The organism is Nonomuraea sp. NPDC049028 (assembly GCF_043197735.1).
Lineage (GTDB): Bacteria > Actinomycetota > Actinomycetes > Streptosporangiales > Streptosporangiaceae > Nonomuraea.
Genome location: NZ_JBICTR010000002.1, coordinates 98,331 through 121,544, shown reverse-complemented (window position 1 = coordinate 121,544; position 23,214 = coordinate 98,331). Strand labels below are relative to the sequence as shown.

Genomic DNA, 23,214 nt, shown 5'->3' with positions numbered 1-23,214 from the left:
CTAGAAGGGGGCTGTGCAGACGGCACTCCCCAATCTGTGCATATCCGGTGCAGACTGAGCCGGTGAACACGGACGGATACCTGCGCCGCCTCGGGCTTCCCGACCTGCTGACCGCCCCGCCCACGGCCGAGAACCTGCGCCGGCTGCACGTCGCGCACATCGAGCGGGTCCCGTACGAGGCGCTGGAGATCTGGCTCGGCCGTCCCACCACGGTCGATCCCGTTGAGTCGGCCGGGCGGATCATCCGCGGCCGCGGCGGCTACTGCTACCACCTGAACGGCGCGTTCTCCCTGCTGCTCATGACGCTCGGCTACGACGTGACCAGGCACGTGGGCGGCGTGCAGGTCCCCAACGGCGCGCCCGGCATCACCGCCAACCACCTGGTGCTCACCGTGCGCGGGCTGCCGTCCGACGACAATCCGGGCGGCGAGTGGCTGGCCGACCTCGGGCTGGGCGACGCGCTGCACGAGCCGCTCCCGCTGGTCGCGGGCGTCTACCGGCAGGGGCCCTTCTCGTACGGCCTGCGGCGTTCCGAGGTCGCGCCGGGAGGCTGGCGGTTCGACCACGACCCGAGCGGCTCGTTCCCGGGCATGGACTTCGACCCCGCCTCAACCGACATGTCAGCTTTTACTGCGATGCATCATCACCTGTCGACGTCGCGGGAGTCGGGTTTCGTGCGGGTCGCGACGGTCGCCCGGCGGGACGCTTCCGGCGTGGACCTCCTCCGCGGGCTCGCCTTGTCGCGCGTGGGCAACGGCGCCCATTCCATCACCCTCCACACGGCTCGTGACTACTACTCCGCGTTGTCCGACGTGTTCGGATTGCACCTGGACGACGTCAGTCAAGAAGAGAAAGAAGCCCTGTTCGGGAAGGTTCACGACGCGCATGAAAAGTGGCTGTCGGGAACCCACGCCTAGCCCATGGCTTTGCCATAGAACGTGGCGATATCGTGCACCTCGGGATGGGAGAGACCAAGAAGCTCGCCGGTCGCTACCGGCTGCTGAACCCTTTGGGCGCGGGTTCCGTACGACTGGCGTTCGACGAGGTAGAACATCGTGACGTCGCGGTCAGGGAGCTACGTGTGCCCGCCGAGTTACGCGGATCCGCGCTGCAGGACGCGCGGCGGGCCGCCGGGCTCCGGCATGCCTCCGTCGTACCGGTTCTCGACGTGGTGGTGGAGGACGGCGAGCCGTGGCTGGTGATGGAGTTCGTCTCCGGCACCTCGCTGGAGCAGACCGTGGACTCGCGGCACCCCTTGCCCGTGCAGCAGGCCGCCCGGGTGGGCGTGTGCCTGCTGTCGGCGTTGCGGACCGCTCATGACACGGGGATCGTGCACGGGCGGGTCAATCCGGGCAACGTGCTGCTCACCTCGACGGGCCGGGCGGTGCTCACCGGGTTCGGGCTGCCGGGGCTGGGCATGCGGCCGGCCGCCGACATGTGGTCGATGGCCGCGACGCTGCACTTCGCCGTCGAGGGCAGACCGCCGGGGCGGGCCCCCGCGGAAAGCACCGACGCCTTCCGATGGCTGGTCAGGGCCATGCTGGAGCCCTCCGGACCGCCGCCGGTCGACGTGGTGGCCGGGATGCTCGACCGGCTCGCCGTGGAGCAGACGCTCGGGCACGTCCTCGCCACGGCCGGGCCGCTGCCACCCGCCCGGGTGGCCGAGATCGGGCTGGCCGTACTCGACCAGCTTGCCGACCTGCACGCCCGGGGCTCGCATCACGGCGGTGTACAGCCGGGCAACGTCCTGATCGACACGGCCGGCCGGGCCACGCTGGCCACCACTCCCCTGCCCGCGCCGGTGTCGCACGCGCCCGTTATGCCGGCGACGATCCCGGCCTACACGGCGCCAGAACGCGTGCCAGGACCGGCGGCGGACCTGTGGTCGCTGGGCGCCACGCTGTTCGCGGCCGTCGAGGGGCATCCGCCCGCGCCCGGCGCCCCGCTGGCCAAGGCGGGCGCGCTGGCGCCGGTCCTGTTCCGCCTGCTGTCGGGGTTCCCGGCGCACCGGCCGGGGCCGGACGCGCTCCGCAAGGACCTTAAGGCCGTCGCGGACCTGTTTTGAGATACGAATCTTTAAGACATATCGCGAATGGAACCACTGGAGTGGTCCACTCGTTGGACTCAAGACGCACAATGGGAGAGGCGGGGCGCGCGCTCCGCGTACGGAGGAAGTTGAGGATGTCACCAGTCCAGAAGTACGCCATCGGCGCAGGCGCCGCGGTTCTGCTCTCGCTGATCTTCTTGCCCGGCTGGCTCACCCTGCTGGTCGTCCTCGGCGTGGTCGCCGCCCCGGTGGTCGGTTACCTGATGCTCGACCCGTCGCAGCGCGAGCGGCTCAAGCGAGCCCGCAGACGCGGCATCGGCAGCTGAACCCAGCCCGACCCGGGCCGGGTGCGCGGCGGGGCCTCAGGCCGCCGCCGCGGCCAGGGCCGTGTGCACCCGGCTCGTCACCCGGCGTTCGATGTAGAACGACAGGAACGGCACCGTGCCGCCGAGCATGATGCCCAGCATGTACGGCCAGCTCCAGCGCGCCTTCATCCCCAGGTTCATCACCGTGATCAGGTAGATCATGTAGAGGAAGCCGTGGATGGGCGCCACGATCTTCGACAGGCCCACGATGCCGAAGCCGTAGCGCAGCACCATGGCCACGCAGAGCACGAGCAGCATCACGCCGACGATGTAGGCGAGCACCCGGAAGGGCTTCAGAGCCGATTCCACCGTTAACCTTCCAGAACCATCTCAGGGGACTTGCCACTGTCCCGATCACGATCCGCTCGCACGGCGTCGCGTACGAAGTGGAACCACATGAACACGGCGAACCCCGCGAAGATCCACCAGTTGGCGGCATAAGCGAGATTACGCCAAGTCAACTCCCCGCCGACGACCGGCGGCCGGACCTTCACCGGCGTCAGCGGCCCCGAGGCGGGCTGGGCGACGACATAGCCGTTGCGCACCTTCTGCCCGCTCCACAGGTTGATCAGCTCACCGGTGGACACCGTCTGCACCTGCCCCGCGGGTAGCCCCTCGGTGCGGCGCTGAACGCTGTCGGTGCCCTGCGACGGGCGCAGCCGCCCGGTCACCGCGACCTTGCCACCGGGCACGGCCGCCGCCGGATCGCCGGCCTTGGCCACCCAGCCGCGAACGACCGGCACCAGCGTGCCGTCGTCCAGCCGGAGCGGCGTGAGGACCCAGTAGCCCTCGTCGCGCGAGACGTTGCCGCCGGGCGCGTCGACGTCGGCCGGCCGGTCGGCCACGAGCAACTGGCGCGGCGCGTCGTAGACGCCCTCCGCCGAGACCTTGCGGCCCACTGCGGGCCCGGTCAGCTGCGCGCCCACCTGGGACAGCGTGGCGACGCCGACGGCGGCGGGATCGGTGTCCGCGTGCGGCTTACCGGAATCCTGGAACACGCCGAGCTGCCAGCGGCCGAGCAGGATGAACGCGATGAGGACCCCGATCGTCAGCAGGTGCAACCCCACCACGCGTGGGGAGAACAGGGTCCGGAGCATGCTTCAAAGCTATCCGGCCACTAGGCCGGTCCCCTAATCAGCCCATGTCCACAGATCACACCAAAAGCGGCAAGCGCACCAGACGATCACGCTAAGCTGCTGGGCATGTCTGACCAGCATATCGACCCTGCCGGCAACACTCAGCAGTTCCGCGCGTTCGCGCAGCGGTCCGAGCAGGAGGCGGCGCCGAGCAAGAAGTCCCCCATTCTGCCGATCGTCGCGGTGATCGCCGTCGTCGTGATCATCGGCGTCGCGGCCTTCCTGCTCCTGCGCTAACCCCGCGCACTTCAGAGCGCCGACGGCCACCCGCTCTCGGCGCTTTTCGTGTGCCTTGAGGGCAGGTAACATACCGACCAGTCGGTGTGATATGGGTCACCCTGGACGGACCCGGACGCTCTCATTACATTGGACAAGTCGTCTAATAAAGCGGAGGAGCAGTGGACGAGCCAGGAATAGTGATCATCGGTTCGGGCTTCGCCGGGATCGGCATGGCGATCAAGCTCAAGGCCGCCGGCTACCACGACTTCGTCATCCTGGAGAAGGCCGCCGACCTGGGCGGCACCTGGCGCGACAACACCTATCCCGGCTGCGCGTGCGACGTGCCGTCGCCCATGTACTCCTACTCGTTCGACCTCAATCCCGGCTGGTCGCGGATGTTCTCCCCGCAGGAGGAGATCTGGGACTACCTGCGGGCGTGCGGCGAGAAGCATGGCATCACCCCGCATTTCCGGTACGGCAAGCGCGTCGTCGCGCTGGAGTACGACGACGTCGACCGCCGGTGGGCGGTGACCACGGACGACGGCGAGACCCTGCGGACGAATGCCGTGGTGTCGGGCATCGGCGCCCTGCACATACCCTCATTCCCCGAAATTTCGGGACGTGAGGTTTTTGCGGGGGCGGCTTTCCACTCCGCCGAGTGGGACCACTCGGTCGATCTGACCGGCAAGCGCGTCGCGGTCATCGGCACCGGGGCCTCGGCCATCCAGTTCGTGCCGCGGATCGCCGAACGCGCGGCGCGACTCACCGTGTTCCAGCGCACACCACCCTGGATCCACCCCAAGCCGGACTTCGGCTTCTCGCCCTGGGCACAGCGGCTCATGCGGTTGCCGGGCGCCGCCAGGACGGTCCGCAACGCCATCTACTGGCTGCTGGAGACCAGGGCGCTGGGCTTCACCGTCGACCCGAAACTGATGAAGGCGTCCGAGCAAGCGGCGCTCAAGCACCTGGAGAGGCAGATCCCCGACCCGGAGCTGCGTGAGCGGCTGACGCCCGACTACACGATCGGCTGCAAGCGCATCCTGCTGTCCAGCGACTACTATCCGGCGCTGACCCGGCCGAACGTCTCGCTGGTCACCGACGGGATCGCCGAGATCAGGGAGCACTCGATCGTCGACGCCGCCGGGGTCGAGCACGAGGTGGACGTGATCGTCTACGGCACCGGGTTCAAGGTGACCGAGGCGCTCCAGCGGCAGCGGATCGTGGGCCGCGACGGGCTGAAAATCCAGGACGCCTGGCAGGACGGTATCGAGACCTATTACGGCATCTCCACCGCCGGGTTCCCGAACCTGTTCTTCCTCCTCGGCCCGAACACCGGCCTCGGCCACAACTCGGTCGTCTTCATGATCGAGTCGCAGGTCCGCTACGTGATGGACTGCCTGCGGCTGCTCTCCAAGACCCAGGCCAGGGCCATCGACGTCAAGCCGGGACGGCAGCGGGCGTTCAACCGGCGGCTGCGCGAACGGCTCGACCCGCTGGTGTGGAACGCGGGCGGCTGCCGGTCCTGGTACCTGGACGAGCACGGGGTGAACCGGACGCTGTGGCCGGGCTTCACCTTCGAGTACTGGGCGCGTACCCGGAAGATGAAGCCCGGCGCGTACGAACTGATCTACTAGCCGGGTTTCACCACGAGGGCGCTGCCGCCGCCCCGCCGGACCGGCTCGGCGACCGCCTGCACCTTGCCCCGGCCCAGGAACTCCAGCGCGGTGGCCGCGCCGATCTCCGTGGTCAGCGCGAGCTTGTGCCCGCGCGCCTCCAGCTCGGCCCGGTACTTGTCGAGGAAGGCCTGCTCGGCCAGCGTCTGCTCGGTGTTGCGCTGCGTGGCCCGCGGCGCGGCGACCGCGTCGGGCAGGCTCATGCCCAGCTCGAAGCGGTTGACCAGGATCTGCAGCACGGTCGTGATGATCGTCGAGCCGCCCGGCGAACCGGCCGCCAGCAGCGGCCGGCCATGGGCGAAGATCAGCGTCGGCGCCATCGACGAGCGCGGGCGCTTGCCGGGGGCCGGCAGGTTCGGGTCACCGGGGGCGGGGCCGAAGGTGAAGTCCGTGAGCTCGTTGTTGAGCAGCACCCCGCGCCCCGGGACCACGATGCCGTTGCCGCCGGTGGACTCGATCGTCAGGTTGTAGGCGACCACGTTGCCCCACCGGTCGGTGATGGTCATGTGGGTCGTCTCGGGGCCTTCGTCGGTGGTCGCCGTGGCCGTGCCCGCCGGGGTGGCGCACGCCTCATAGCTGCCGTCGGGGTTGCCGGGGGGAGCGGGGTTGGGCATCGCCTTGTCGCCGATCAGGCAGGCGCGTTCCTTGGCGAAGCCGTCGGACAGCAGCTCCTTGAGCGGCACGTTCGGGATGTCGCCGACGTACTTGTTGCGGTCGGCGAAGGCCAGACGGGAGGCCTCCAGGTATTCGTGCAGGCCCACGCTCGGCAGGGACTCCAGGATGTTGAGCGCCTCGCCCACGGTCGAGCCGCCGGAGGAGGGGGGCGCCATGCCGTACACCTGCATGCCGTTGTAGTCCACGCGCGTGGGGTCGCGCTGGAGCACCCGGTAGGCGCGCAGGTCGGACAGCTCCATCAGGCCCGGCCGTACGTTGCGGGTGGCGCCGGGGGTGACGGGCGGCTGCTTGACCGTGGCGACGATCTCTTTGCCGAGCTGCCCGTCGTACAGCCAGCCGATTCCGCGTTTGCCCAGCTCACGGTAGGTGGCGGCGAGTTCGGGGTTCTTGAAGACGGAGCCGACGGGCGGCGGGGCGCCGTTCGGGAGGTAGAGCTTGGCGGTGGAGGTGATGTCCTTGAAGCGGGCGAGGTTCGCGGCGGTCTGGTCGTAGAAGGTCTGGTCGACGACGAAGCCCTTGGAGGCCACCTCGATGGCGGGCTGGAGCGCCTGCTTCAGCGAGAGCGTGCCGTACTTCCGCAGGGCCACATCCCACTGCGCGAGCGTGCCGGGGATGCCGGCCGACAGGCCGCTGGTGACACCCTCGTCGAACGGGATGCCCTCCAGCGTGGTGGCGGTCATGGCCTTCGGGGCGGTCTCGCGGCCGTCCAGCGTGACCACCCTGCGGCTGCGGGCGTCGTAGTAGACCATGAAGCCGCCGCCGGTCAGACCCGAGGAATAGGGCTCGGTCACGCCGAGCACCGCGCCGGCGGCGACGGCCGCGTCCATGGCGTTGCCGCCCTGCTTGAGTACGGCGATGGCGGCCTTGCTGGCGTCGAAGTCCACCGTGGCGACCGCACCGCCGTACCCCTCGGCGACGGGGGCCTTCTGCTGCGGTGTGGGGGTGGCGGCCGGCGCTGGGGTGGACACAAGCGTTGGCGTGGATGCCAGCGCGGGGGTGGACACCAGCGAGATGAGGATTGCTGCTGCTGCAGGAACGATCACTCGGCGCATGTATCCACCTTGGCCCAGGTACGCCCATCGTGGTAGGGCCCCCTGCGGCGGGAGGATGATGCGCAGGTCAAGCGGGTGGCCTAGCGTTGGGGGGTGCGAAAGAAGCCGGGAAACGACGTCTACATCGCTTTGGTCGTCGCGGTGATCCAGGTGGTGCTGTCGCAGGGGGCGGCCTGGGGGCAGCAGGGGTTCAGGGCGCCGCTGGATTCGCTGGCGTACGTGTTGCTGCTGGTGGGGCCGGTGGCGATCGTGGCCCGCCGGAAATTTCCCGTTCTTTCGACTGCCATCACGCTTTTGGCGACATATGCGTATGTGGTGGTTGGCTATCCGTATGGGCCGGTTTTTCTGGCGCCGGTGTACATGCTCGGGTCGCTCGTCGTCAGCGGGCGGCGGCTGGTCGCGTGGATTCTCTCGGGGGTCACGCTCGCCGTTTTCCTGATTTATGCCTATTTGGTGGCCAACCAGACCCTTTGGATCTTCCACACGCTGGCGATCACCGCGTTCATCCTGCTGTTCATGGTGATCGCCGAGCTGGTCAGGATCCGCAGCGAGCGGCGCGCCGAGCACCAGCGGGTCGTCGAGGAGGAGTCGAGGCGACAGGCCAGCGAGGAGCGGCTGACGATGGCGCAGGAGCTGCACGACGTGCTGGCGCACAACATCTCGCTGATCCACGTCCAGGCGTCCACCGCCCTGCATCTCATGGACGATCAGCCCGAGCAGGCCCGTACCGCCCTGACCACCATCAAGTCCGCCTCCAAGGAGGTTCTCGGCGAGATGCGCTCAGTCCTCAACGTGCTGCGCGAAGGAGCCCCCCGCTCCCCCACGGCCGGGCTGGACCGCCTCGACGAACTCGTGACACGCTCCGGCCTGGACGTGACGCTCAAACGCGTCGGCTCCCGGCCGCTGCCGCCGCAGCTCGAACGCGCCGCGTACCGGATCATCCAGGAGGCCCTCACGAACGCCGCCCGCCACGCGCCCGGATCCCGGGTGACGGTCCGGCTCGAGTACGGCACAGGCGCGCTGGGCATCCTGGTCACGGACACGGGCGCGACGAAACCGGCCGTACTGACCGAGGCAGGCAGCGGCAACGGCATCCCCGGCATGCGCGAACGCGCCTCAGCCCTCGGCGGCACCCTGACCGCCGGCCCCGCAGGCAACGGCTTCCAGGTCGAGGCCACACTGCCCCTCCCCGAGGAGACCTCGTGATCAAGCTCGTACTGGCCGACGACCAGGCTCTCGTCCGGGCGGGCTTCAAGGCCCTGCTGGATGCCCAGCCCGACATGACGGTGGTCGCGGAGGCCGCCGACGGCGCCGAGGCGGTACGCCTGTCCCGCGAGCACGAGCCGGACGTGGTGCTCATGGACATCCGCATGCCCGGCACCGACGGCCTGGCCGCCACCCGCCAGATGCCACCGGGCCCGCGCGTCATCATCCTGACCACGTTCGAACTGGACGAGTACGTCTTCGAGGCCCTGCGCGGCGGCGCCAGCGGCTTCCTCGTCAAGGACACGGAGCCGGCGGAGCTCATCCAGGCGGTCCGCGTGGTCGCGGCCGGCGAAGCCCTCCTGTCCCCCAGCGTCACCCGCCGCCTGATCGCCGAGTACGCCACCCGCGCCAAGGAACCCTCGACCACCAACCACCACCTGGACCAACTGACGGACCGCGAACGCGAAGTCCTGTCACTGGTAGGCACCGGAAAGACGAACGACGAGATCGCCGCGGACCTCTTCATGTCCCCCGCGACGGCGAAGACCCACGTCAGCCGAGCCATGATGAAACTCCACGCCCGAGACCGCGCCCAACTCGTCGTCATCGCCTACGAATCCGGCCTGGTAAAACCCGGCTGGCTATAGACAGGCACGGCCTTCGCCTGGGCTACCGCCCCTTAGCCGGGTCCGGGGCCGAAGCGTTCTCAGGGGGTGGGACAGCTGCGGGCATTCGCGTGCCATCGCCCCCGATCGACGTGCTCATCCACCACCTGGAGCACATCACCGTCACCGACCCACTGACATGGTTCCGACTGACCGGACGCGAGTGACTGGGTGATGGCAGAATGTGACCATGCGGCCACCCCGAGCGAGATCCTTCAATACCACTGGCCCGTGCGACCCGCGACGCCATTACATGCTGCCCCCCACGCCACGGCTCCCCGAGGCACGGGTACTCATCGAGATGGACCGTTACTTCGTGCTGCACGCGCCCCGCCAGACCGGCAAGACGACCGCGCTGCGCACCCTGGCGGCCGAGCTGACCGCCGAAGGCGACACCGCCGCCCTGATGCTCTCCTGCGAGCGCGCCAAGGCGGCTGGCGACGACGTAGCCTGGGCGGAGTCGATCCTGCTGAAGTCCCTCCGCGAAGCCGCCGCGCGCTCGGGATGGCCAGAGCAACTGCTGCCGCCGGATCACTGGCCGCAGGACCCGGCGGGCACCCGGTTCGGTGCGGCGCTGAGCGAGTGGTGCCGCCGCTGCCCGCGCCGGGTGGTGCTGTTCCTCGATGAGATCGACGCCCTGCAGGGCAACAGCATGGTCAGCATCCTCAGCCAGCTCCGCGACGGTCACAACGCACGGCCAGAGGGCCAGCCGTTCCCCACATCCGTGGCGCTGTGCGGGTTGCGTGACGTGCGTGACTACAAGGTCGCCTCGGGCGGCGAACCCGGCCGGTCCAACCCGGCCAGCCCGTTCAACATCATCACCGAGTCGCTGCGCCTGGGCGACTTCACCGCCGACGAGATCGCCGAGCTGTACGACCAGCACACACAGGCGACCGGCCAGGAGTTCACCAAAGACGCGGTAGACCGGGTCTTCGAGCTGACCCAGGGACAACCGTGGCTGGTCAACGCCCTCGCCTTTGAGACCATCCTCCAGATGGGGAAGACCATTACCATCACCGCCGGTCAGGTGGAAGATGCCAAGGAGCGGTTGATCCGAAAGCGGGTCATGCATCTGGACTCGCTGGTCGCCCGGCTGCGGGAGCCGCGGGTCAAGCGGGTGATCGAGCCCATCCTGGCCGGGGACTTCCCCGACGTCGACTCCACCTTCGACGACGACCTGTCCTACGTCCGCGATCTGGGCCTGGTCAAGCAGAAAGCCCTGCTGGAGGTGGCGAACCCGATCTATCGGGAGGTCATCCTGCGGGTGCTGGGTGCCCCGTCGGAATCGTACGTGATGGCCGATCCGCACAGTTTCGTGCTGCCGGACGGCCGTTTCGACCTGCCGCGCCTGCTGCAGGAGTTCGTCGCGTTCTGGCGCGAACACGGCGAAGTCCTCATCCGGCAGGAGGGCTACCACGAGGCCGCCTGCCAGATCATCCTCATGGCCTTCCTGCACCGCCTGGTCAACGGCGGAGGCCACCTCGACCGGGAGTACGCCGCAGGCACCAAGCGCCTGGACGTGCTCGTCCGCTGGCCCTACACCGGCCCCGAAGGCGAACGGCAGGTGCAACGGGAAGCCATGGAGCTGAAGGTCTGGCGAACCGGCGAAAACGACCCCATGCCCGACGGCCTCGCACAGCTCGACCGATACCTGGACCGCCTCACCCTCACCACCGGCGTGCTGGTGATCTTCGACCGGCGCCCCGAAGCCCCGGCCTGGAAGGAACGCGGCGGTTTCGAAGAGGCGACCACCCCGTCCGGCCGCCAAGTCAGCCTTCTGCGGGTTTGATGGGTGCAGCCGTATCTCGGGCCGCCTGGTCATCGCCCAGGCCATGACCAGGCGATCAGTAGAACAGCTCCCAATCCCCGGTGGTCGTCGAGCGCGCCCGCAGCATGCCGAAATTGGCGCCCGTGTATTCCACCTCGGCAGCCACGAGTTTGTCGTTGGCGAGAGACCTCATGGAGCAGAAGATGGACCCGCACTGGAGACGGAACCTCTCCCATGGTCCGACGGAGGTCGCGCGCGCCCGTAGCATGCCGGAATTGGCGCCCGTGTATTCCACCTCGGCGCTCACATAACGCTGGGCACCCACCGAATAGATGGTGTCGGACGTTCCGTCATAGCAGACTCTGAACCTCTCCCATGGACCGGAGGTGGTCGCCCGAGCGCGGAGCATGCCCCAAGAGGATCCCGTGTATTCGAGTTCGGCGCTGACAAGACGGTCGTTGGCCTTGAGCCTCATCACACCCTCCCCACATGAGGGCCTCAGGGTACTCGCGCCGTCGCGGGCGGCGTCGCGCTGTTTCACGTAGTCGGCTAGATTTTTGAACGTGCCGACCTCCCTAGCGGGAGTGGGGGTCGTGTCGGCGCTCGCCGCGGGCGCCGCCATCAGTACGACGGCCCCCGCCGCCAAAGCCATGCCGAACTTGCGCGAGACGTTCCTAAATTTCATGTTCCTGCTTTCTGTGAATTTTCTGCGAATACTGTCTGTCGGCTACCGGTGGCCGCCGATGGCAGGGACGTGAAGGCGTTGCGGACAAAGCCAGCCGATCACCTGCACGGTCTCATTCCGCAGTGAATTACCAGTTACTCGACTACACCCTGCCCTCTGAGTGCGTTCAGTCGGAATCCACTTCCTTCTGACAGCGTCCACTGAACAGGATGTGATCGATGTGCCACCAGATCAGAAAGGGCTCGTCACCGCCGACGCGGCCGAATTCACGTGTGAAGAAGAGCGATTCAGAGGCCGGCCGCACCGGCTCCTCAACGGCCTGCGGACGTTGCCGGTTCGTCGACTACCTGACCACGAAATGCGGCATCAGCGTCGGCCAAGCGATGTGCTGGCTCGAGTTACCGCGTGGAGCAGAGGGAAAAGAGGCTGCTGCACGCTATCGCCGATCGCGTGAGCACTCCCGAGAGTCCCGTCCCGCCCAGGACGGTGGAGGGCTGGCCCAGGACGGCCAAGAGTCCAAGATTGGCCGATGACCGCGGCGGTGACGGCTTGGACGATCTCCGGCAGGCGCCGGCGGTGTTGTCGCTGGTGAACATGCGCTGGGGTGAGGCGGGGACAGTCACGCTCATGTTCATGCGTGTCTTTCAGCTGATGATGGGCGAGGCGATGACGACGGTGACGTCGGCCGCCTCAGGGCCGGTGCGGTAGATGTGCGGGACGTCTCCCGCGAAAGCGAGCAGGTCACCGGGGTGCAGGTCGGTGGGGGCGTCGGCGGGTCCGGCGGTGAGGTGGCCGGAGGAGACGAGCAGGTGCTCGATGGTGCCGGTCGCGTGCGGTACGCCGTCCAAGTGCGTACCGGGCGGCATGCGCAGCCGCCAGATCTCCAGGCTGTTGCCGCTGCTGATCCGGCGCAGCAGCTCGCGTCCCACTTCGCCGGCGGCCAGGTCGGTGCCCGGTACGAACACCGGCCCCGGGTCGGTGTCGCGCGCCAGGAGGTCGGTCAGCGGGATGCGCAGGGCGATCGCGAGCGCGTCGAGGGTCTCAATGGTCGGGTTGCCCCGCCCGGCCTCCAGCTGCGACAGCGTCGCCTTGCTCAGACCCGCCCGGCGGGCCAGCTCGGCACTGCTCATGCCGCGCTGCTCACGGCGGTGGCGGATCTGCGCCCCGACCGCGATGGCCGTGCTGCTGGCGGGCCGGCGGTCGCCGGATGAAGGTGCCATCAGCGTTCCCGGTGGGCGGCGCTGTAGGAGACGCGGATCCGGCCCTTCTTGACCTTCAGCGTGGGCAGCACGACGTCGGCGAGGTCGCCGAGGCTGTGTACGTGGGTTCCCCCGCACGGAGCCGAGTGCAGTTCGGCCAGGTGCACGATACGGCGCCCCTCGGCGTCGTTCTCCCAGGTCACGGGCAGGTCCTGTGCGATGGCCTTGGCGACCTCCGTCCGCAGCGCCTCGGTGGCGTCCTCCCGGCCCTCGGGGGTCTCCAGGCGGGCGTCGGGCCGCGGTGCGGTGAACTCGATCCTGGCCTGGCCGGGGAAGTGGTTGTTCGCGGCCAGCACCCAGCCCTGCGCCCGTCCGGCCGCCTCGATCAGGTGGCCGGCCGTGTGCAGCGCGGCATGCGCGATGCGCGACGGAAGGTCGATGCGGACCTCGACCGACTGCCCGAGCGAGAAGAGCGGCAGCGTGGCTTCGCCGGAGGCCATGGCCACGACCAGCCCGGAGTCGTGGTCCCGGAACGGGGCGATCTCGTGGCCGTCTATCCACCCGCGATCGGCGGGCTGGCCCCCGCCCTGCGGATGGAACAGACAGCGCTCGACCGCTACCCATGGGGCGCCGTCGCGCTCACCTATGGCGGTGACCTGGGTATGGGCCTGCTCTTCGTACGTGTCCGCGTAGTAGGCGGGGACTTGCATGACAACCCTCATTAGGAAAGATTGGCGAACTTTACGTTCATTATAACGAACGATGGTGAGTATCGCGTCTGGCCGGTGCGAGCCGAATGGCCACCTCCTGGGCGCGGCGCAGGTCGTACGGTGCCGACAGGCGTTCTGCCGCCCGTACCGCCTGCTCCGCGGCCTTCGCCGCCGCCCGCCGTTCGCCCGCGGCGGCCAGGACGAGCGCGCGAGCCCAGCCGATGCGGGCGGCGGCTCCCGGATGGCGGGCCTGGTACTCGGCGAGGTGGCGGTAGAGCCTGCGGGCCGTCGCGGGGTCCGGGTCCGGGGACATATGGCAGAGCAGCTCGGCCAACCCCGACCAGCACTCCAGCATGCCGCGCTGGGCCTTCGGCAGGCGGGCGGCCAGATCCAGCGCCCGAGCCAGCGCCTCCCGCGGGCCGTCCGCCATCAGAGGGACCGCGAGCGCCTCACGCGGGCCGTCCGCCATCAGACGGACCGTGAGAACCTCTCGCCGACCGTCCGCCATCAGACCGACCGCGAGAACCTCTCGCCGGCCATCCGCCATCGAACGAGCCGCGATCAGGCGGGCCGAGGCCGTGAGCAGGCGCAGCTCCTGGATCACCGGCATGACCGCGCCGTCCCGCAGGCCGAGGCGCTGCTCGTGGGCGCGGCGGCGTTCGGTCGAGGCGCGGGCCGCCGCCAGCACCTCGGCGACCCGATCGAGGCTGGCCCCCTCGATCCGCAGCAGGGCCTCGGCCTGGCCCGTCAGGCACCAGTGGCGGCCGATGTCGCCGCCGACCCGGCTCGCCGCCTGTTCCGCCGTGGCGGCGTACAGGTTCGCGGCCTGCTCGAAGTCGCCCCGCCAGAGCGCCGTCTCCGCGAGCATGCCCGCGCAGTTCTCGGCCACCCGGGGGTCCAGTGTCCTGGCCCGGCACTCGGCGAACGACCCCTGGGCCGCCTCGAACTCCCCCGCCGAGAGCTGGTCCAGGCCCCGGGCCAGGCGGGCGCGGCTGGCAGGCTCCGTGGGATGCGCGATGCCGGTCAGGGCCCTGTCGGCGAGCGCGCCGTAGCGATGGGCCAGGCGGTGGCGGCCGGCGACGCGGGCGATGGTGGCGAAGTTCGCGTACGCCTCCGCGCGCAGGTCCGGGGCGGAGGTACGGTCGGCGGCGTTGAGCTGGCGCAACGAGACCGCCAGCATCGTTGGCACGTCCTGCTGGTGGTAGGCCAGCCGGGCCAGGAACGTCAATGCCTGCGCCACCTCGGCGTCCCGCTCGGATCGGGGCACCGGCAGGACCCGATGGAGGACCTGGCGCGCGGCGGCCGTCAGAATGGCGGCGACCAGGCCGGGCCGGGAGGCCGGCAGCGGCCTGCCTACCGTGTCGAGTGCCGCCCTGACCAGCCGGTACGCCTCCCGCTCCCGGGCCAGCTGATGCTCGCTCACGCACGCCATCCGCAACCATCGCGCCCGCAGGCGGGGAGCCTCGGGCGTACGGGCGAGATGCAGCCGTACGACGGCCCCCGACTCCTCATACAGCCGCAGCCGCAGGCACAACACCCAATAGTTGTCCAGGAACCCGGGCTCCCCGGACACCGCCCAGGCCAGCCGGATGTTGTCCATCTCCGCCCCCAGCACGCGGGTCACCTCCGCGTCCGAGGCATCCTGCAGGGCGGCGGCGTGCCGGTCGAGCAGGCGCGAGAAGTACGCGGCGTGCCGCTCCCGCGCCGCCCGCCGCTCGCCCGGCGACAAGTGCGCGGCGGCGAACTGCTGGATGAGCGGATGGATGACGTACCGTCCGGCCGGGGTGAGCTCGATCATGCTCTGGTCGACCAGCCGGACCAGCACGTGCGGCCCGGTCCTGGCCACCTCCAGCGCCGCGGGCAGGGTGCAGCCGCCGCCGAACACCGCCAGCGCCGCCAGCGCCTTCTGCCCGGCCGGGTCGAGGAGCCGCCAGGAGGTCTCGAACACCGTACGCATGCAGGCGTGCCGCGACCGGGCCGCCGGTCCCCCGGCCGACAGCAGGCCGGAGTCCACGCCGAGGTGGCGGCCCAGCTCGGCGGGTGGGACGGCCCGCAGCAGCCCGGCCGCCAGCTCGATGGCCAATGGCAGACCGCCTGTGGCGGCGCAGATCGCGGCCACGGCGGCGGCGTCCCGGTCGGCGTCGAACGCCGGTTGCGTCCGCGCCGCCCTGGCCGCGAACAGGGCCTCGGCCGCCGGCCCCGGCAGGCCCGCCACCTCGTACGTCACCTGACCGGGCAGATCGAGCCGCCGCCTGCTCGTCGCCAGGACCCGCACGCCCGGGGCCGTACGCAGGATGCGCCCGATGACCGCGTCAAAGGCGGGCAGGTGCTCGAGGTTGTCCAGCACCAGCAGGACCTCCTGCCGGGCCAGCGCCGCCAGGAGCAGGTCCAGGGCGGGGCGCTGCGGCGTGAGGTCCACGCCGAGGCGGCGGGCGAGTGTAGTGACGGCCGCTTCCGGGCGTACCCCGGCAAAGGAGACGAAACGGGCCGAGTCCGAGGCGGCGGCGATGGCCAGGCGGGTCTTGCCGACGCCGCCCGGGCCCAGCAGGGTGACCAGGCGTTCGGCGGCCAGCAGTGTACGCAGGCGCCCCAGCTCCGCCTCCCGGCCGAACAGCTCCGTACCGGGAACCGGCAGGGGCGCGCGCCGGACGACCGTCCGCTGGGTGAGCAGGCGCCGCCTGGCCGCCGCGGTCTCCGGCGCGGGGTCGACGCCCAGGTCGTCGGCCAGCCGCAGCCGCAGGTCGTCGTAGCAGGCCAGGGCCGCCGCCCGGTTGCCCGCCGCGGCCAGGGCGGCCATCAGCAGGCGGTGCGCCTCCTCGTCGTACGGGTCCAGCCCGGCCACCAGGCGCGCCAGCCGTACGAGATCGGCCGGTGGCGCGGAGCCGGAGCGCAGCAGCAGCTCGCGCAGCCGCAGCCGGGCCCGCCCGCGCTCCGACTCCAGCCATCCGCCGAAGGCCGGGGCGTCGCAGAACCACACCCCGTCCATGAAGTCGCCCCGCCACAACCGCAATGCCTCTGCCACGGTCGCCGTCTCGGCCAAGCGTCCGTGGTCCACGTAGCAGCCGCCGGGGCGGAACCGTACGTGGTCGCGGGTGATGTCCAGCCACCCGCCCACCTCCTTGCGCAGCTCCGACAGCGCCAGGCGCAGACTGCCGCGGGCGTTGGCGTCCGGCCGCTCGCCCCACAGCAGCGCGGCCAGCTCGGAGCGCGGGCGCGGGCCCGGCGTGGTGGCGAGGTAGCAGAGCAGGGCGCGGGTCTTGGCGGAGCGGATGCCCACCGGCCGCGCTCCGACGGCCAGCTCAGGCGGACCGAGCAGCAGCAGGGTCAGCGAGTCTCCCATAGCCACAGGAGGGTAGGCGCGTCCCCGCCGCGTGACTGCGGAAAAAGGCGTGCCCGGAACGTGCACTGTGCCACTGACCAGCGCTCTAACGATGTGCTCACGCTGCCTGCCCCACTCTGATGCCGCGTTTCACCACGAGGCGCGATCCTCATCAAAGGAGAAGCAGCATGCGCTCTCAGAAGCTGATCCCCGCGCTCGCCTTGGCGGCGGGCCTGGCCGTTCCGGCAGTGCTGGCCACGGCCTCGCCCGCCGGCGCGACCACCTTGGCCGCGAACTGCTCGGTCGCGTTCTACGACCTCGACGCGTCCGCCGTGGACGAGGTCGACGGCAAGGACGAGCTCAGGCTCGAGGTCGGATCGAGACTGTTCCCCAGCAGCTGGGTCAACATGAACGCCGGCAGCGACGCCGACCCTGTGGACTTCGACTACGCGAGCGTCAACCTCAGCAGCACCTCGTCGTTGGCCTTCAACCTGCGCGAGGTCCAGCCGCCGATCGTCAAGTCGGGTTTCAACCTCGGCACGTACATCGTGTACGGCTCCACCTGCGCCGGGCTCTCCACCGGTCAGTCCGTCATCGTCGGGGGCATCATCTCCGGCACCCATGACAGCTACTACGAATACAACCTCAGGTTCAGAGTGACCGGGCTGTAACCCGACCGAACGTGAAGGCCCTGCCGTGGTCCCGAGGCAGGGCCTTCACCACGCCGACAGGCTTACGTTTTCTGCTTCTTGGTCGAGCCACCAGACGTATTGCCCCTCTTGCGCTTGCTCGACGGCGTCTCGAAGATGCTGTCAGAGGACTCCTCGTCGTCCTGCCGCGCCCGCTCGGCCTCCTGCCGCGCCCGCTCGGCTTCCTGGCGAGCCCGCTCAAGAGCCTCCTGCACGTCCTTCTTCGAGGGCAGCAGTTTGTAGACGATGCCGAGCTCGTGGACGTCCCATTCCTCCAGCTCGACCGCGCCCGCAGGCGATTTCACGCCGGTCGCGCTCTTCTTCTTCCGGTAAATCGCCCCGGCCTTCTTTTTCTGCTCATCGGTCTGCGTTCCCGCGGCGCGCCTGATCGGCTCGTACGTCTGCGAGAAATAGACGTGATCGTAATCGTCAAGCCATTCGGTGAAGCTGGTCGATACCTTTGCGTTCTCCGCGGGGACGGTCTTCCCTTTCTCGTTCGTCGACTGGGTCCAGTCCGAGGTGAAGAAGACGCCGAAGGCCAGGCGGGCGCAGTCGGTGTGGTCCTCGTCCACCTCGTCGAGTTTGGCGACGTCGGCCTCGAAGTCGTTCTTGAAGTCCTTGAGCCGGCCCAGCGACTGGGTCTTCACCTCGACGATGACCTTGTCCGAGCTGGAGTCGGCCACGGTGCCGTTGAGGACGAAGTCAGCCTGCTTGGGCTTCGGCTTCTTGGTCTCGTAGACGGCGCGAGTCTGCGGGGCTCCCAGATCGGCCCACGGATGCTTGCCCTCGACATAGGTCGACAGGGCGGTCCTCAGCGAGTCCTCCCATCCCTCCCCGGGCATGGCCCAGAACTTCGCGATGGTGTTGAGATTCTCATCGGCCCATGCGAACAGCAGCGTGAGGAATCCATCGGCGGTGAGGAGCTTCGTCCCCGATCCCGGCTCCACGGTGAATGTCTGCTCGGTCATTTTCCTGTTGCCCTCTCCCCCAGGTCTGGTCGGCTTCCACAACATGGGCGAGGGCATTCAGCAACGAATTGACGAATACTTGACGCGCTGCTCACGCCTTTGAACGAGGCCCGGCAGCCGAAATGGTGGCGATTTATTTCGCGTGATTAATTCTCGCGAATCAAATCGCCATCCGCATGATGATCTGCGAATCAGGCGCGTAGCGGGTCGCTCCGTCACAGTCCAAGCAGGGCCAAGCAAACGTCAGCACCTCCGCATCGCGGCGCGAGTCTGTTCGGTGGACATCGGCGGGGCAGGCAAGGGCCGGGCGGCGACGGCGCGCAGGCCGTCCAGGGCCAGGGCGAGGTGCCGCCGCCAGGCTCCTGGCGCCACCGTGTACGTGGCCTTGACGGTCGCCGCCACACCCCAGAGCACGAAGGCCAGGTCGGCGAGTGTGATGTCGCTCCGCAGGTCCCCGGATCGCTGGGCGCGTTCGAGGATCTCGCGCATCAGGCCGTACCCGCGATCTCCGTCCACCGCCCCCCCCCTGCGGCGAGGTCGTTGTAGCCGAGGACCTCAAGTCGACGCGCTCGTGCTCGCCGCGTTCCGGTTCAACCCGGCACGGGTGGAGACCGAGGAGGGGTTCGAGCACACCTTCGCTCTCTATGTGCTCAACCGCTGGCTCATGGCCGAAGGACCACGCGACTCGCTGGAGAACGCACCGACGCCGATGATCATCAACCTGTGCGGCGCTGGGCAGGGCGGCCGAATCCACTGGGACGACCTTCAACTGGAGAACCGGTACCGGGCTCTCACCGCAACCATGCAGGGGGCCAAAGCCAGCGAACTGCTGGGGGCGGCCTATGCCTCTGAGCGCACGAAGTATGTGCTGTACAACCCGGTGTTTGTCGCGACCGGACTACATGAGTCCTTCAGGCAACCGCTGCGCGGCCTTGTACGGGTGGCATCGGCGGTATTCGCCAAGGCATTGCCGCCGATCACCGCGCTCATCGACCAGCCGCCAACCTCGCCCCTCACGACCTGGAAGAAGGGCAAGCCCATAGATCTTGTCGCGGACCGGAACGAGGCGCGGCGTTTGGCGGAAACCATTCACGCCCTGGCCCAATCCGCCTCTCATAATGGTCGTATTTGAAGACCGGCCGCGGGTGTGACTCTCGCCGGTATTCGGTGCTGGTCCTTCGTAGGGGCCCGCATGTGGTTGCTCATTGATCGTCCGTTCTAGGACGTGGCTGGTTGTGCTGTTTGGCTGGGCTGCGGGCGAGTTCGAGTCCATAGTGACGCTATGGCAGGGACAGGTACCTCTGTACGCAGGCCGCTGTTGCTGGCGGCGTCGGTGGTGTTGCCGGTGGGCGGGGCGGTGGCCGGCAATCAGATCCTCAACGACGGGCAGTGGTCGTGGTGGTGGGCGCTGATCGCGGTCGCCTTGTCGGCGGCGTGCGCATGGGTTACTCATCGCCTTACGCGTACGGCCAAAGGGGCGGCGGCGGGTCAGTCGGTCTCCGGCTCAACAGTCGGTGGCGGCGTTACCCAGGTCAAAGGTGTCACGGGCACGCTGCGTCTCGGAGCCCCTTCATCCCCCGCTCCCGCGTCAGGACCTGGCCCCGCATCCGAGCCGGTGTTGCCCGCGCCGGAGAGCGGGCAGACGGTGACCCGATCGCAGATCGGTGGCGAGGTGGTACAGGTCGATGGCGTCGGCGGCGACGCCGAGATCGACCGATGATCGGCTCCATCCCGTTTGATGGCGGAGACCGATCCGGCCACGAGGTCGTGGCAGCCTCCCAGTCAGTGACCGACAGCCTGGTGCTGGGCGATGTGATCCAGGTCCACGGGGTGGCCGGCAGCGTGACGATCACGTTGAGCAGGCCGGTGTATCGGGTGGAGCCGTTCCCTCCGTCGCGGAGCTGGCCGGGCGTAGAGCAGGCGCGGGCGCAGCCGTCTCGCTTGTTGCTGGCCCGGTATGAGGTGGTGCCGTTCACCGGCCGCGAATCCCTGCAACGGGAGCTGGCGGACTGGATGCAAGGCCCGGCGGGGTCGATGTCGGTGCGGCTGGTGCACGGGCCGGGCGGGCAGGGCAAGACCCGGCTGGCCGCTTTTCTGGCCGGTGAGCATGCCAACGGCGAGCGGGGCTGGCAGGTGTGGCAGGCGCGCGAGGCGCTGCCGAGCTCAGCCGTGCCGTCCCGGCTGAGCATGCCGGCGGGTGCGGCGAGGGTTTTGGTGGTGGTGGATTACGCCGACCGGTGGGCGTTCACGCACCTGCAGGCGCTGCTCAGCGATCTGCGCACGCTGGCGGTGAGAATGCCGGGTGGGCCGACGGTGCGGGTGTTGTTGCTGGCCCGCTCGGCCGGGTGGTGGTGGCAGGGACTTCAAGAATGGCTGGATGCCGACCTGGATCTACCCGCTGAGCAGGTGCCGTTGCAGCCGCTGGGTGGCGAGGTTGACCGGTATGAGCTGTTCACCGCTGCTCGGGACCGTTTCGCCGCCGCATTGGAGGTGGCGGGATGCCAGGCCATCGATCCTCCTGCGCGGCTGGGTGACGTGCGGTTCGCGCAGGTGCTGTCGGTGCACATGGCCGCGCTGGCCGCCGTCGACGCGCACCATCGTGGCACCACGGCGCCGGTCGATCCGGAACGGATCTCGGCCTACCTGCTGCGCCGCGAACGCGCGCACTGGCAGGCCTGGCACAGCCGTCACGACGATCCGTTGCCCACACCGCCGCCGACCATGGGGCGCGCGGTGTGGGCGGCCACCTTGACCGGGCCGCTCCCGCACCTCACCGGGATCGCGGTGCTGGAGCGGGCTCAGATCGCCACTCTGCCGGAGAACGCTGCCCAGGTCCTGGCCGACCACCAGCGCTGCTACCCGGCTGACGATCCGGCCACCGTACTGGAGCCGCTGTATCCCGACCGGCTCGGTGAGGACTTCCTCGCCCTGTCCATTCCCGGCAACACCGCTGCCGGGTGCGATACGAGCGCCGTGGACGCCTGGGCAGGCACCGCGCTCCTCCCGCTCCTCACCCCGGCTTCTGGCGAGGAACAGCCGCCTCCGTGGACTCGCGCCGCGCTGACAGTACTGATCGAGACCGCCCGCCGCTGGCCGCACGTGGCCAGCAGGCAGCTGTACCCCCTGCTTACCGCCCACCCCGAGCACATGCTGTACGCCGGCAGCGCCGCTCTCGCCGCCCTGGCCGACTTGCCCGATATCGACCTGGCCCTCCTGGAAGCCGTCGAGGCCTTGCTGCCGCCCGGTCGGCACATCGACCTCGATCTCGGAATCGCCGCCCTGTCCACCCGCCTGACCGACCATCGCCTGACGGCCACCACCGACCCCGCGCGAAAAGCAGCGCTTCATCTCAACCATGCCAATCGCCTGGGCAACGCGGGCCAGCACCAGCCCGCCCTGGAAGCCGGCCAGCGGGCCCTCAAGCTGTATGGCGAGCTGGCCGAGTCGAATCGTGACGCCTACCTGCCCAATCTGGCCATGTCGCTGAGCAATCACGCTGTTGGATTGGCGGCGGTGGGGCGGCGAGCCGAAGCCGTGCCCATCTCTGAGCAGGCAGTCGAGCTGCGCCGCGAGCTGGCCGAGTTGAATCGTGACGCCTACTTGCCCGACCTGGCCATGTCGCTGAGCAATCACGCTGTGCGGTTGGCGGAGGTGGGGCGGCGAGCCGAAGCCGTGCCCGTCTCCGAGCAGGCCATCGAGCTGCATGGCGAACTGGCCGAACACAACCGCGACACCTACCTGTCCAACCTGGCCACGTCGCTGAGCAACCACGCCGCCCTGCTGGCGGAGGTGGGGCGGGTAGCCGAGGCCGTGCCCATCGCCGAGCAGGCCGTCGAGCTGCATGGCGAACTGGCCGAACACAAGCGCGATGCCTACCTGCCCGACCTGGCCATGTCGCTGAGCAATCACGCCAACCGGTTGGCGGAGGTCGGGCGGATAGCCGAAGCCGTGCCCATCTCCGAGCAAGCCGTCGAACTCCGCCGCGAACTGGCCGAACTCAACCGCGACGCCTACCTGCCCGACCTGGCGGCCTCGTTGAACAACCACGCTGTTCAGTTGGCGGAGGTGGGGCGGGTAGCCGAAGCCGTGCCCATCTCCGAGCAAGCCATCGAGCTGTATGGCGAGCTGGCTGAACTCAACCGCGACGCCTACCTGCCCAATCTGGCCACGTCGCTGAGCAATTACGCCAACCGGTTGGCGGAGGTCGGGCGGATAGCCGAAGCCGTGCCCGTCTCCGAGCAGGCCGTCGAGCTGCGCCGCGAGCTGGCTGAACTCAACCGCGACGCCTACCTGCCCGACCTGACCATGTCGCTGAGCAATCACGCTGTGCGGTTGGCGGAGGTGGGGCGGCGAGCCGAAGCCGTGCCCGTCTCCGAGCAAGCCGTCGAGCTGTATGGCGAACTGGCCGAACTCAACCGCGACGCCTACCTGCCCAACCTGGCGGGCTCGTTGAACAACCACGCCGCCCTGCTGGCGGAGGTCGGGCGGATAGCTGAAGCCGTACCCGTCTCCGAGCAAGCCGTCGACCTGTATGGCGAACTGGCCGAACACAATCCCGACGCCTACCTGCCCAACTATGTGCGCAGTCTCGCTGTCCAAGGACGGACGTTGAGCCAGGCGCAGCGGCACGGTGAAGCCGTCGTTCCCCTGGTTGAAGCGCTGGCCATCGGCCTGGAACTTCCGGAGTACGCACGCGATCTTGTGGGAGCCGCCGCCGAGGTTCTCCATGAGGTGTACCGAGCCGGCCCGCAAGAGGTCAGCGAGACGTTCGAAACCCTGACTGGGCAGCCCTTGCCGGACTGGATCAAGGAGTGAGGCGTTCGGCCGGGTGAGAGGAC

At 69.1% G+C, this 23,214-nt stretch carries 21 protein-coding genes; 12 read left to right on the top strand and 9 right to left on the bottom strand.

The features are described 5' to 3' along the window. Nucleotides 1-62: 62 nt before the first annotated feature. The 3 genes from ACGFJ2_RS06860 (at nt 63) to ACGFJ2_RS06850 (ending at nt 2,373) form a co-directional block, all read left to right on the top strand. Nucleotides 63-917, top strand: coding sequence for an arylamine N-acetyltransferase (locus ACGFJ2_RS06860; RefSeq protein ID WP_393465552.1), 855 nt, complete (start codon nt 63-65; stop codon nt 915-917). Nucleotides 918-961: 44 nt separating this feature from the next. Then, nucleotides 962-2,065: a protein kinase gene (locus tag ACGFJ2_RS06855; RefSeq protein ID WP_358206024.1), complete on the top strand. Its 1,104-nt coding sequence runs from the start codon at nt 962-964 to the stop codon at nt 2,063-2,065. A gap of 116 nt (nt 2,066-2,181) precedes the next feature. Beyond that, the gene (locus tag ACGFJ2_RS06850) at nt 2,182-2,373 is read left to right on the top strand and encodes a hypothetical protein (protein WP_357941526.1); all 192 of its coding nucleotides are present in this window, start codon (nt 2,182-2,184) and stop codon (nt 2,371-2,373) included. Nucleotides 2,374-2,409: 36 nt separating this feature from the next. Here the strand turns inward: ACGFJ2_RS06850 and ACGFJ2_RS06845 are convergent, their stop codons facing one another. Both ACGFJ2_RS06845 and ACGFJ2_RS06840 read right to left on the bottom strand, forming a co-directional pair. Next, the gene (locus ACGFJ2_RS06845) at nt 2,410-2,721 is read right to left on the bottom strand and encodes a DUF3817 domain-containing protein (protein WP_357941524.1); all 312 of its coding nucleotides are present in this window, start codon (nt 2,719-2,721) and stop codon (nt 2,410-2,412) included. A 2-nt stretch (nt 2,722-2,723) separates the two neighbouring features. Beyond that, complete coding sequence (locus ACGFJ2_RS06840) at nt 2,724-3,509, bottom strand: SURF1 family protein (protein ID WP_357941522.1); 786 nt, start codon at nt 3,507-3,509, stop codon at nt 2,724-2,726. 105 nt (nt 3,510-3,614) lie between these two features. Between ACGFJ2_RS06840 and ACGFJ2_RS06835 the strand changes: the two genes are divergently transcribed. Beyond that, nucleotides 3,615-3,785 carry a hypothetical protein gene (locus tag ACGFJ2_RS06835; RefSeq protein ID WP_357941520.1) on the top strand — a complete coding sequence of 57 codons (171 nt, stop codon included), beginning with the start codon at nt 3,615-3,617 and terminating at the stop codon, nt 3,783-3,785. 161 nt (nt 3,786-3,946) lie between these two features. Further along, nucleotides 3,947-5,401 carry a flavin-containing monooxygenase gene (locus ACGFJ2_RS06830; protein ID WP_393465546.1) on the top strand — a complete coding sequence of 485 codons (1,455 nt, stop codon included), beginning with the start codon at nt 3,947-3,949 and terminating at the stop codon, nt 5,399-5,401. Here ACGFJ2_RS06830 and ggt read toward each other — a convergent pair. Beyond that, on the bottom strand, nt 5,398-7,167 hold the full coding sequence (gene ggt, locus ACGFJ2_RS06825; RefSeq protein ID WP_357941516.1) for a gamma-glutamyltransferase: 1,770 nt from the start codon (nt 7,165-7,167) through the stop codon (nt 5,398-5,400). The genes ACGFJ2_RS06830 and ggt overlap by 4 nt on opposite strands. A gap of 93 nt (nt 7,168-7,260) precedes the next feature. Here ggt and ACGFJ2_RS06820 point away from each other — a divergent pair, with 93 nt between their 5' ends. From ACGFJ2_RS06820 to ACGFJ2_RS06810, 3 genes are all read left to right on the top strand, one after another. Beyond that, entirely contained in the window at nt 7,261-8,373 is a 1,113-nt protein-coding gene (locus ACGFJ2_RS06820) for a sensor histidine kinase (RefSeq protein ID WP_393465543.1), read from the top strand. Then, nucleotides 8,370-9,020: a response regulator transcription factor gene (locus ACGFJ2_RS06815; protein ID WP_357941512.1), complete on the top strand. Its 651-nt coding sequence runs from the start codon at nt 8,370-8,372 to the stop codon at nt 9,018-9,020. The genes ACGFJ2_RS06820 and ACGFJ2_RS06815 overlap by 4 nt, the downstream gene beginning before the upstream one ends. 319 nt (nt 9,021-9,339) lie before the next feature. Then, nucleotides 9,340-10,827, top strand: a complete 1,488-nt coding sequence (locus ACGFJ2_RS06810) for an AAA family ATPase (protein ID WP_393465540.1) — start codon at nt 9,340-9,342, stop codon at nt 10,825-10,827. A 55-nt stretch (nt 10,828-10,882) separates the two neighbouring features. Here the strand turns inward: ACGFJ2_RS06810 and ACGFJ2_RS06805 are convergent, their stop codons facing one another. The 4 genes from ACGFJ2_RS06805 to ACGFJ2_RS06790 form a co-directional block, all read right to left on the bottom strand. Beyond that, nucleotides 10,883-11,491 (bottom strand): hypothetical protein, encoded by a 609-nt coding sequence (locus ACGFJ2_RS06805; RefSeq protein ID WP_393465537.1) that lies wholly within the window; start codon nt 11,489-11,491, stop codon nt 10,883-10,885. A gap of 644 nt (nt 11,492-12,135) precedes the next feature. After that, nucleotides 12,136-12,711 carry an XRE family transcriptional regulator gene (locus tag ACGFJ2_RS06800; protein WP_357949459.1) on the bottom strand — a complete coding sequence of 192 codons (576 nt, stop codon included), beginning with the start codon at nt 12,709-12,711 and terminating at the stop codon, nt 12,136-12,138. Next, on the bottom strand, nt 12,711-13,400 hold the full coding sequence (locus ACGFJ2_RS06795; protein ID WP_393465534.1) for a hypothetical protein: 690 nt from the start codon (nt 13,398-13,400) through the stop codon (nt 12,711-12,713). The genes ACGFJ2_RS06800 and ACGFJ2_RS06795 overlap by 1 nt, the downstream gene beginning before the upstream one ends. 40 nt (nt 13,401-13,440) lie before the next feature. Further along, entirely contained in the window at nt 13,441-16,740 is a 3,300-nt protein-coding gene (locus ACGFJ2_RS06790; RefSeq protein ID WP_393465532.1) for an ATP-binding protein, read from the bottom strand. Between the two features lie 167 nt (nt 16,741-16,907). Here ACGFJ2_RS06790 and ACGFJ2_RS06785 point away from each other — a divergent pair, with 167 nt between their 5' ends. Further along, nucleotides 16,908-17,390 carry a hypothetical protein gene (locus ACGFJ2_RS06785; RefSeq protein ID WP_357949449.1) on the top strand — a complete coding sequence of 161 codons (483 nt, stop codon included), beginning with the start codon at nt 16,908-16,910 and terminating at the stop codon, nt 17,388-17,390. 62 nt (nt 17,391-17,452) lie between these two features. Here the strand turns inward: ACGFJ2_RS06785 and ACGFJ2_RS06780 are convergent, their stop codons facing one another. Next, nucleotides 17,453-18,376 carry a hypothetical protein gene (locus ACGFJ2_RS06780; protein WP_393465529.1) on the bottom strand — a complete coding sequence of 308 codons (924 nt, stop codon included), beginning with the start codon at nt 18,374-18,376 and terminating at the stop codon, nt 17,453-17,455. A 243-nt stretch (nt 18,377-18,619) separates the two neighbouring features. Further along, a complete protein-coding gene (locus ACGFJ2_RS06775) occupies nt 18,620-18,892 on the bottom strand; it encodes a hypothetical protein (protein ID WP_393465526.1) in 273 nt (90 codons plus the stop codon). Nucleotides 18,893-18,947: 55 nt separating this feature from the next. On the opposite strand from ACGFJ2_RS06775, the gene ACGFJ2_RS06770 reads away from it, so the two are divergent. The 3 genes from ACGFJ2_RS06770 (at nt 18,948) to ACGFJ2_RS06760 (ending at nt 23,191) form a co-directional block, all read left to right on the top strand. Then, the gene (locus ACGFJ2_RS06770) at nt 18,948-19,508 is read left to right on the top strand and encodes a hypothetical protein (protein ID WP_393465523.1); all 561 of its coding nucleotides are present in this window, start codon (nt 18,948-18,950) and stop codon (nt 19,506-19,508) included. Nucleotides 19,509-19,658: 150 nt separating this feature from the next. Next, the gene (locus tag ACGFJ2_RS06765; protein ID WP_393465520.1) at nt 19,659-20,096 is read left to right on the top strand and encodes a hypothetical protein; all 438 of its coding nucleotides are present in this window, start codon (nt 19,659-19,661) and stop codon (nt 20,094-20,096) included. A 65-nt stretch (nt 20,097-20,161) separates the two neighbouring features. Beyond that, nucleotides 20,162-23,191 (top strand): tetratricopeptide repeat protein, encoded by a 3,030-nt coding sequence (locus ACGFJ2_RS06760; RefSeq protein WP_393465518.1) that lies wholly within the window; start codon nt 20,162-20,164, stop codon nt 23,189-23,191. Nucleotides 23,192-23,214 lie beyond the last annotated feature (23 nt).

Excerpts from the sequence above, each read along its gene's own strand:
- ACGFJ2_RS06855 (WP_358206024.1), top strand. The coding sequence starts at position 962 with ATGGGAGAGACCAAGAAGCTCGCCGGTCGCTACCGGCTGCTGAACCCT.
- ACGFJ2_RS06850 (WP_357941526.1), top strand. The coding sequence starts at position 2,182 with ATGTCACCAGTCCAGAAGTACGCCATCGGCGCAGGCGCCGCGGTTCTG.
- ACGFJ2_RS06805 (WP_393465537.1), bottom strand. The coding sequence starts at position 11,491 with ATGAAATTTAGGAACGTCTCGCGCAAGTTCGGCATGGCTTTGGCGGCG.
- ACGFJ2_RS06800 (WP_357949459.1), bottom strand. The coding sequence starts at position 12,711 with ATGGCACCTTCATCCGGCGACCGCCGGCCCGCCAGCAGCACGGCCATC.
- ACGFJ2_RS06840 (WP_357941522.1), bottom strand. The coding sequence starts at position 3,509 with ATGCTCCGGACCCTGTTCTCCCCACGCGTGGTGGGGTTGCACCTGCTG.
- ACGFJ2_RS06785 (WP_357949449.1), top strand. The coding sequence starts at position 16,908 with ATGCGCTCTCAGAAGCTGATCCCCGCGCTCGCCTTGGCGGCGGGCCTG.
- ACGFJ2_RS06835 (WP_357941520.1), top strand. The coding sequence starts at position 3,615 with ATGTCTGACCAGCATATCGACCCTGCCGGCAACACTCAGCAGTTCCGC.
- ACGFJ2_RS06780 (WP_393465529.1), bottom strand. The coding sequence starts at position 18,376 with ATGACCGAGCAGACATTCACCGTGGAGCCGGGATCGGGGACGAAGCTC.
- ACGFJ2_RS06810 (WP_393465540.1), top strand. The coding sequence starts at position 9,340 with ATGGACCGTTACTTCGTGCTGCACGCGCCCCGCCAGACCGGCAAGACG.
- ACGFJ2_RS06790 (WP_393465532.1), bottom strand. The coding sequence starts at position 16,740 with ATGGGAGACTCGCTGACCCTGCTGCTGCTCGGTCCGCCTGAGCTGGCC.
- ACGFJ2_RS06765 (WP_393465520.1), top strand. The coding sequence starts at position 19,659 with ATGGCAGGGACAGGTACCTCTGTACGCAGGCCGCTGTTGCTGGCGGCG.
- ggt (WP_357941516.1), bottom strand. The coding sequence starts at position 7,167 with ATGCGCCGAGTGATCGTTCCTGCAGCAGCAGCAATCCTCATCTCGCTG.
- ACGFJ2_RS06795 (WP_393465534.1), bottom strand. The coding sequence starts at position 13,400 with ATGCAAGTCCCCGCCTACTACGCGGACACGTACGAAGAGCAGGCCCAT.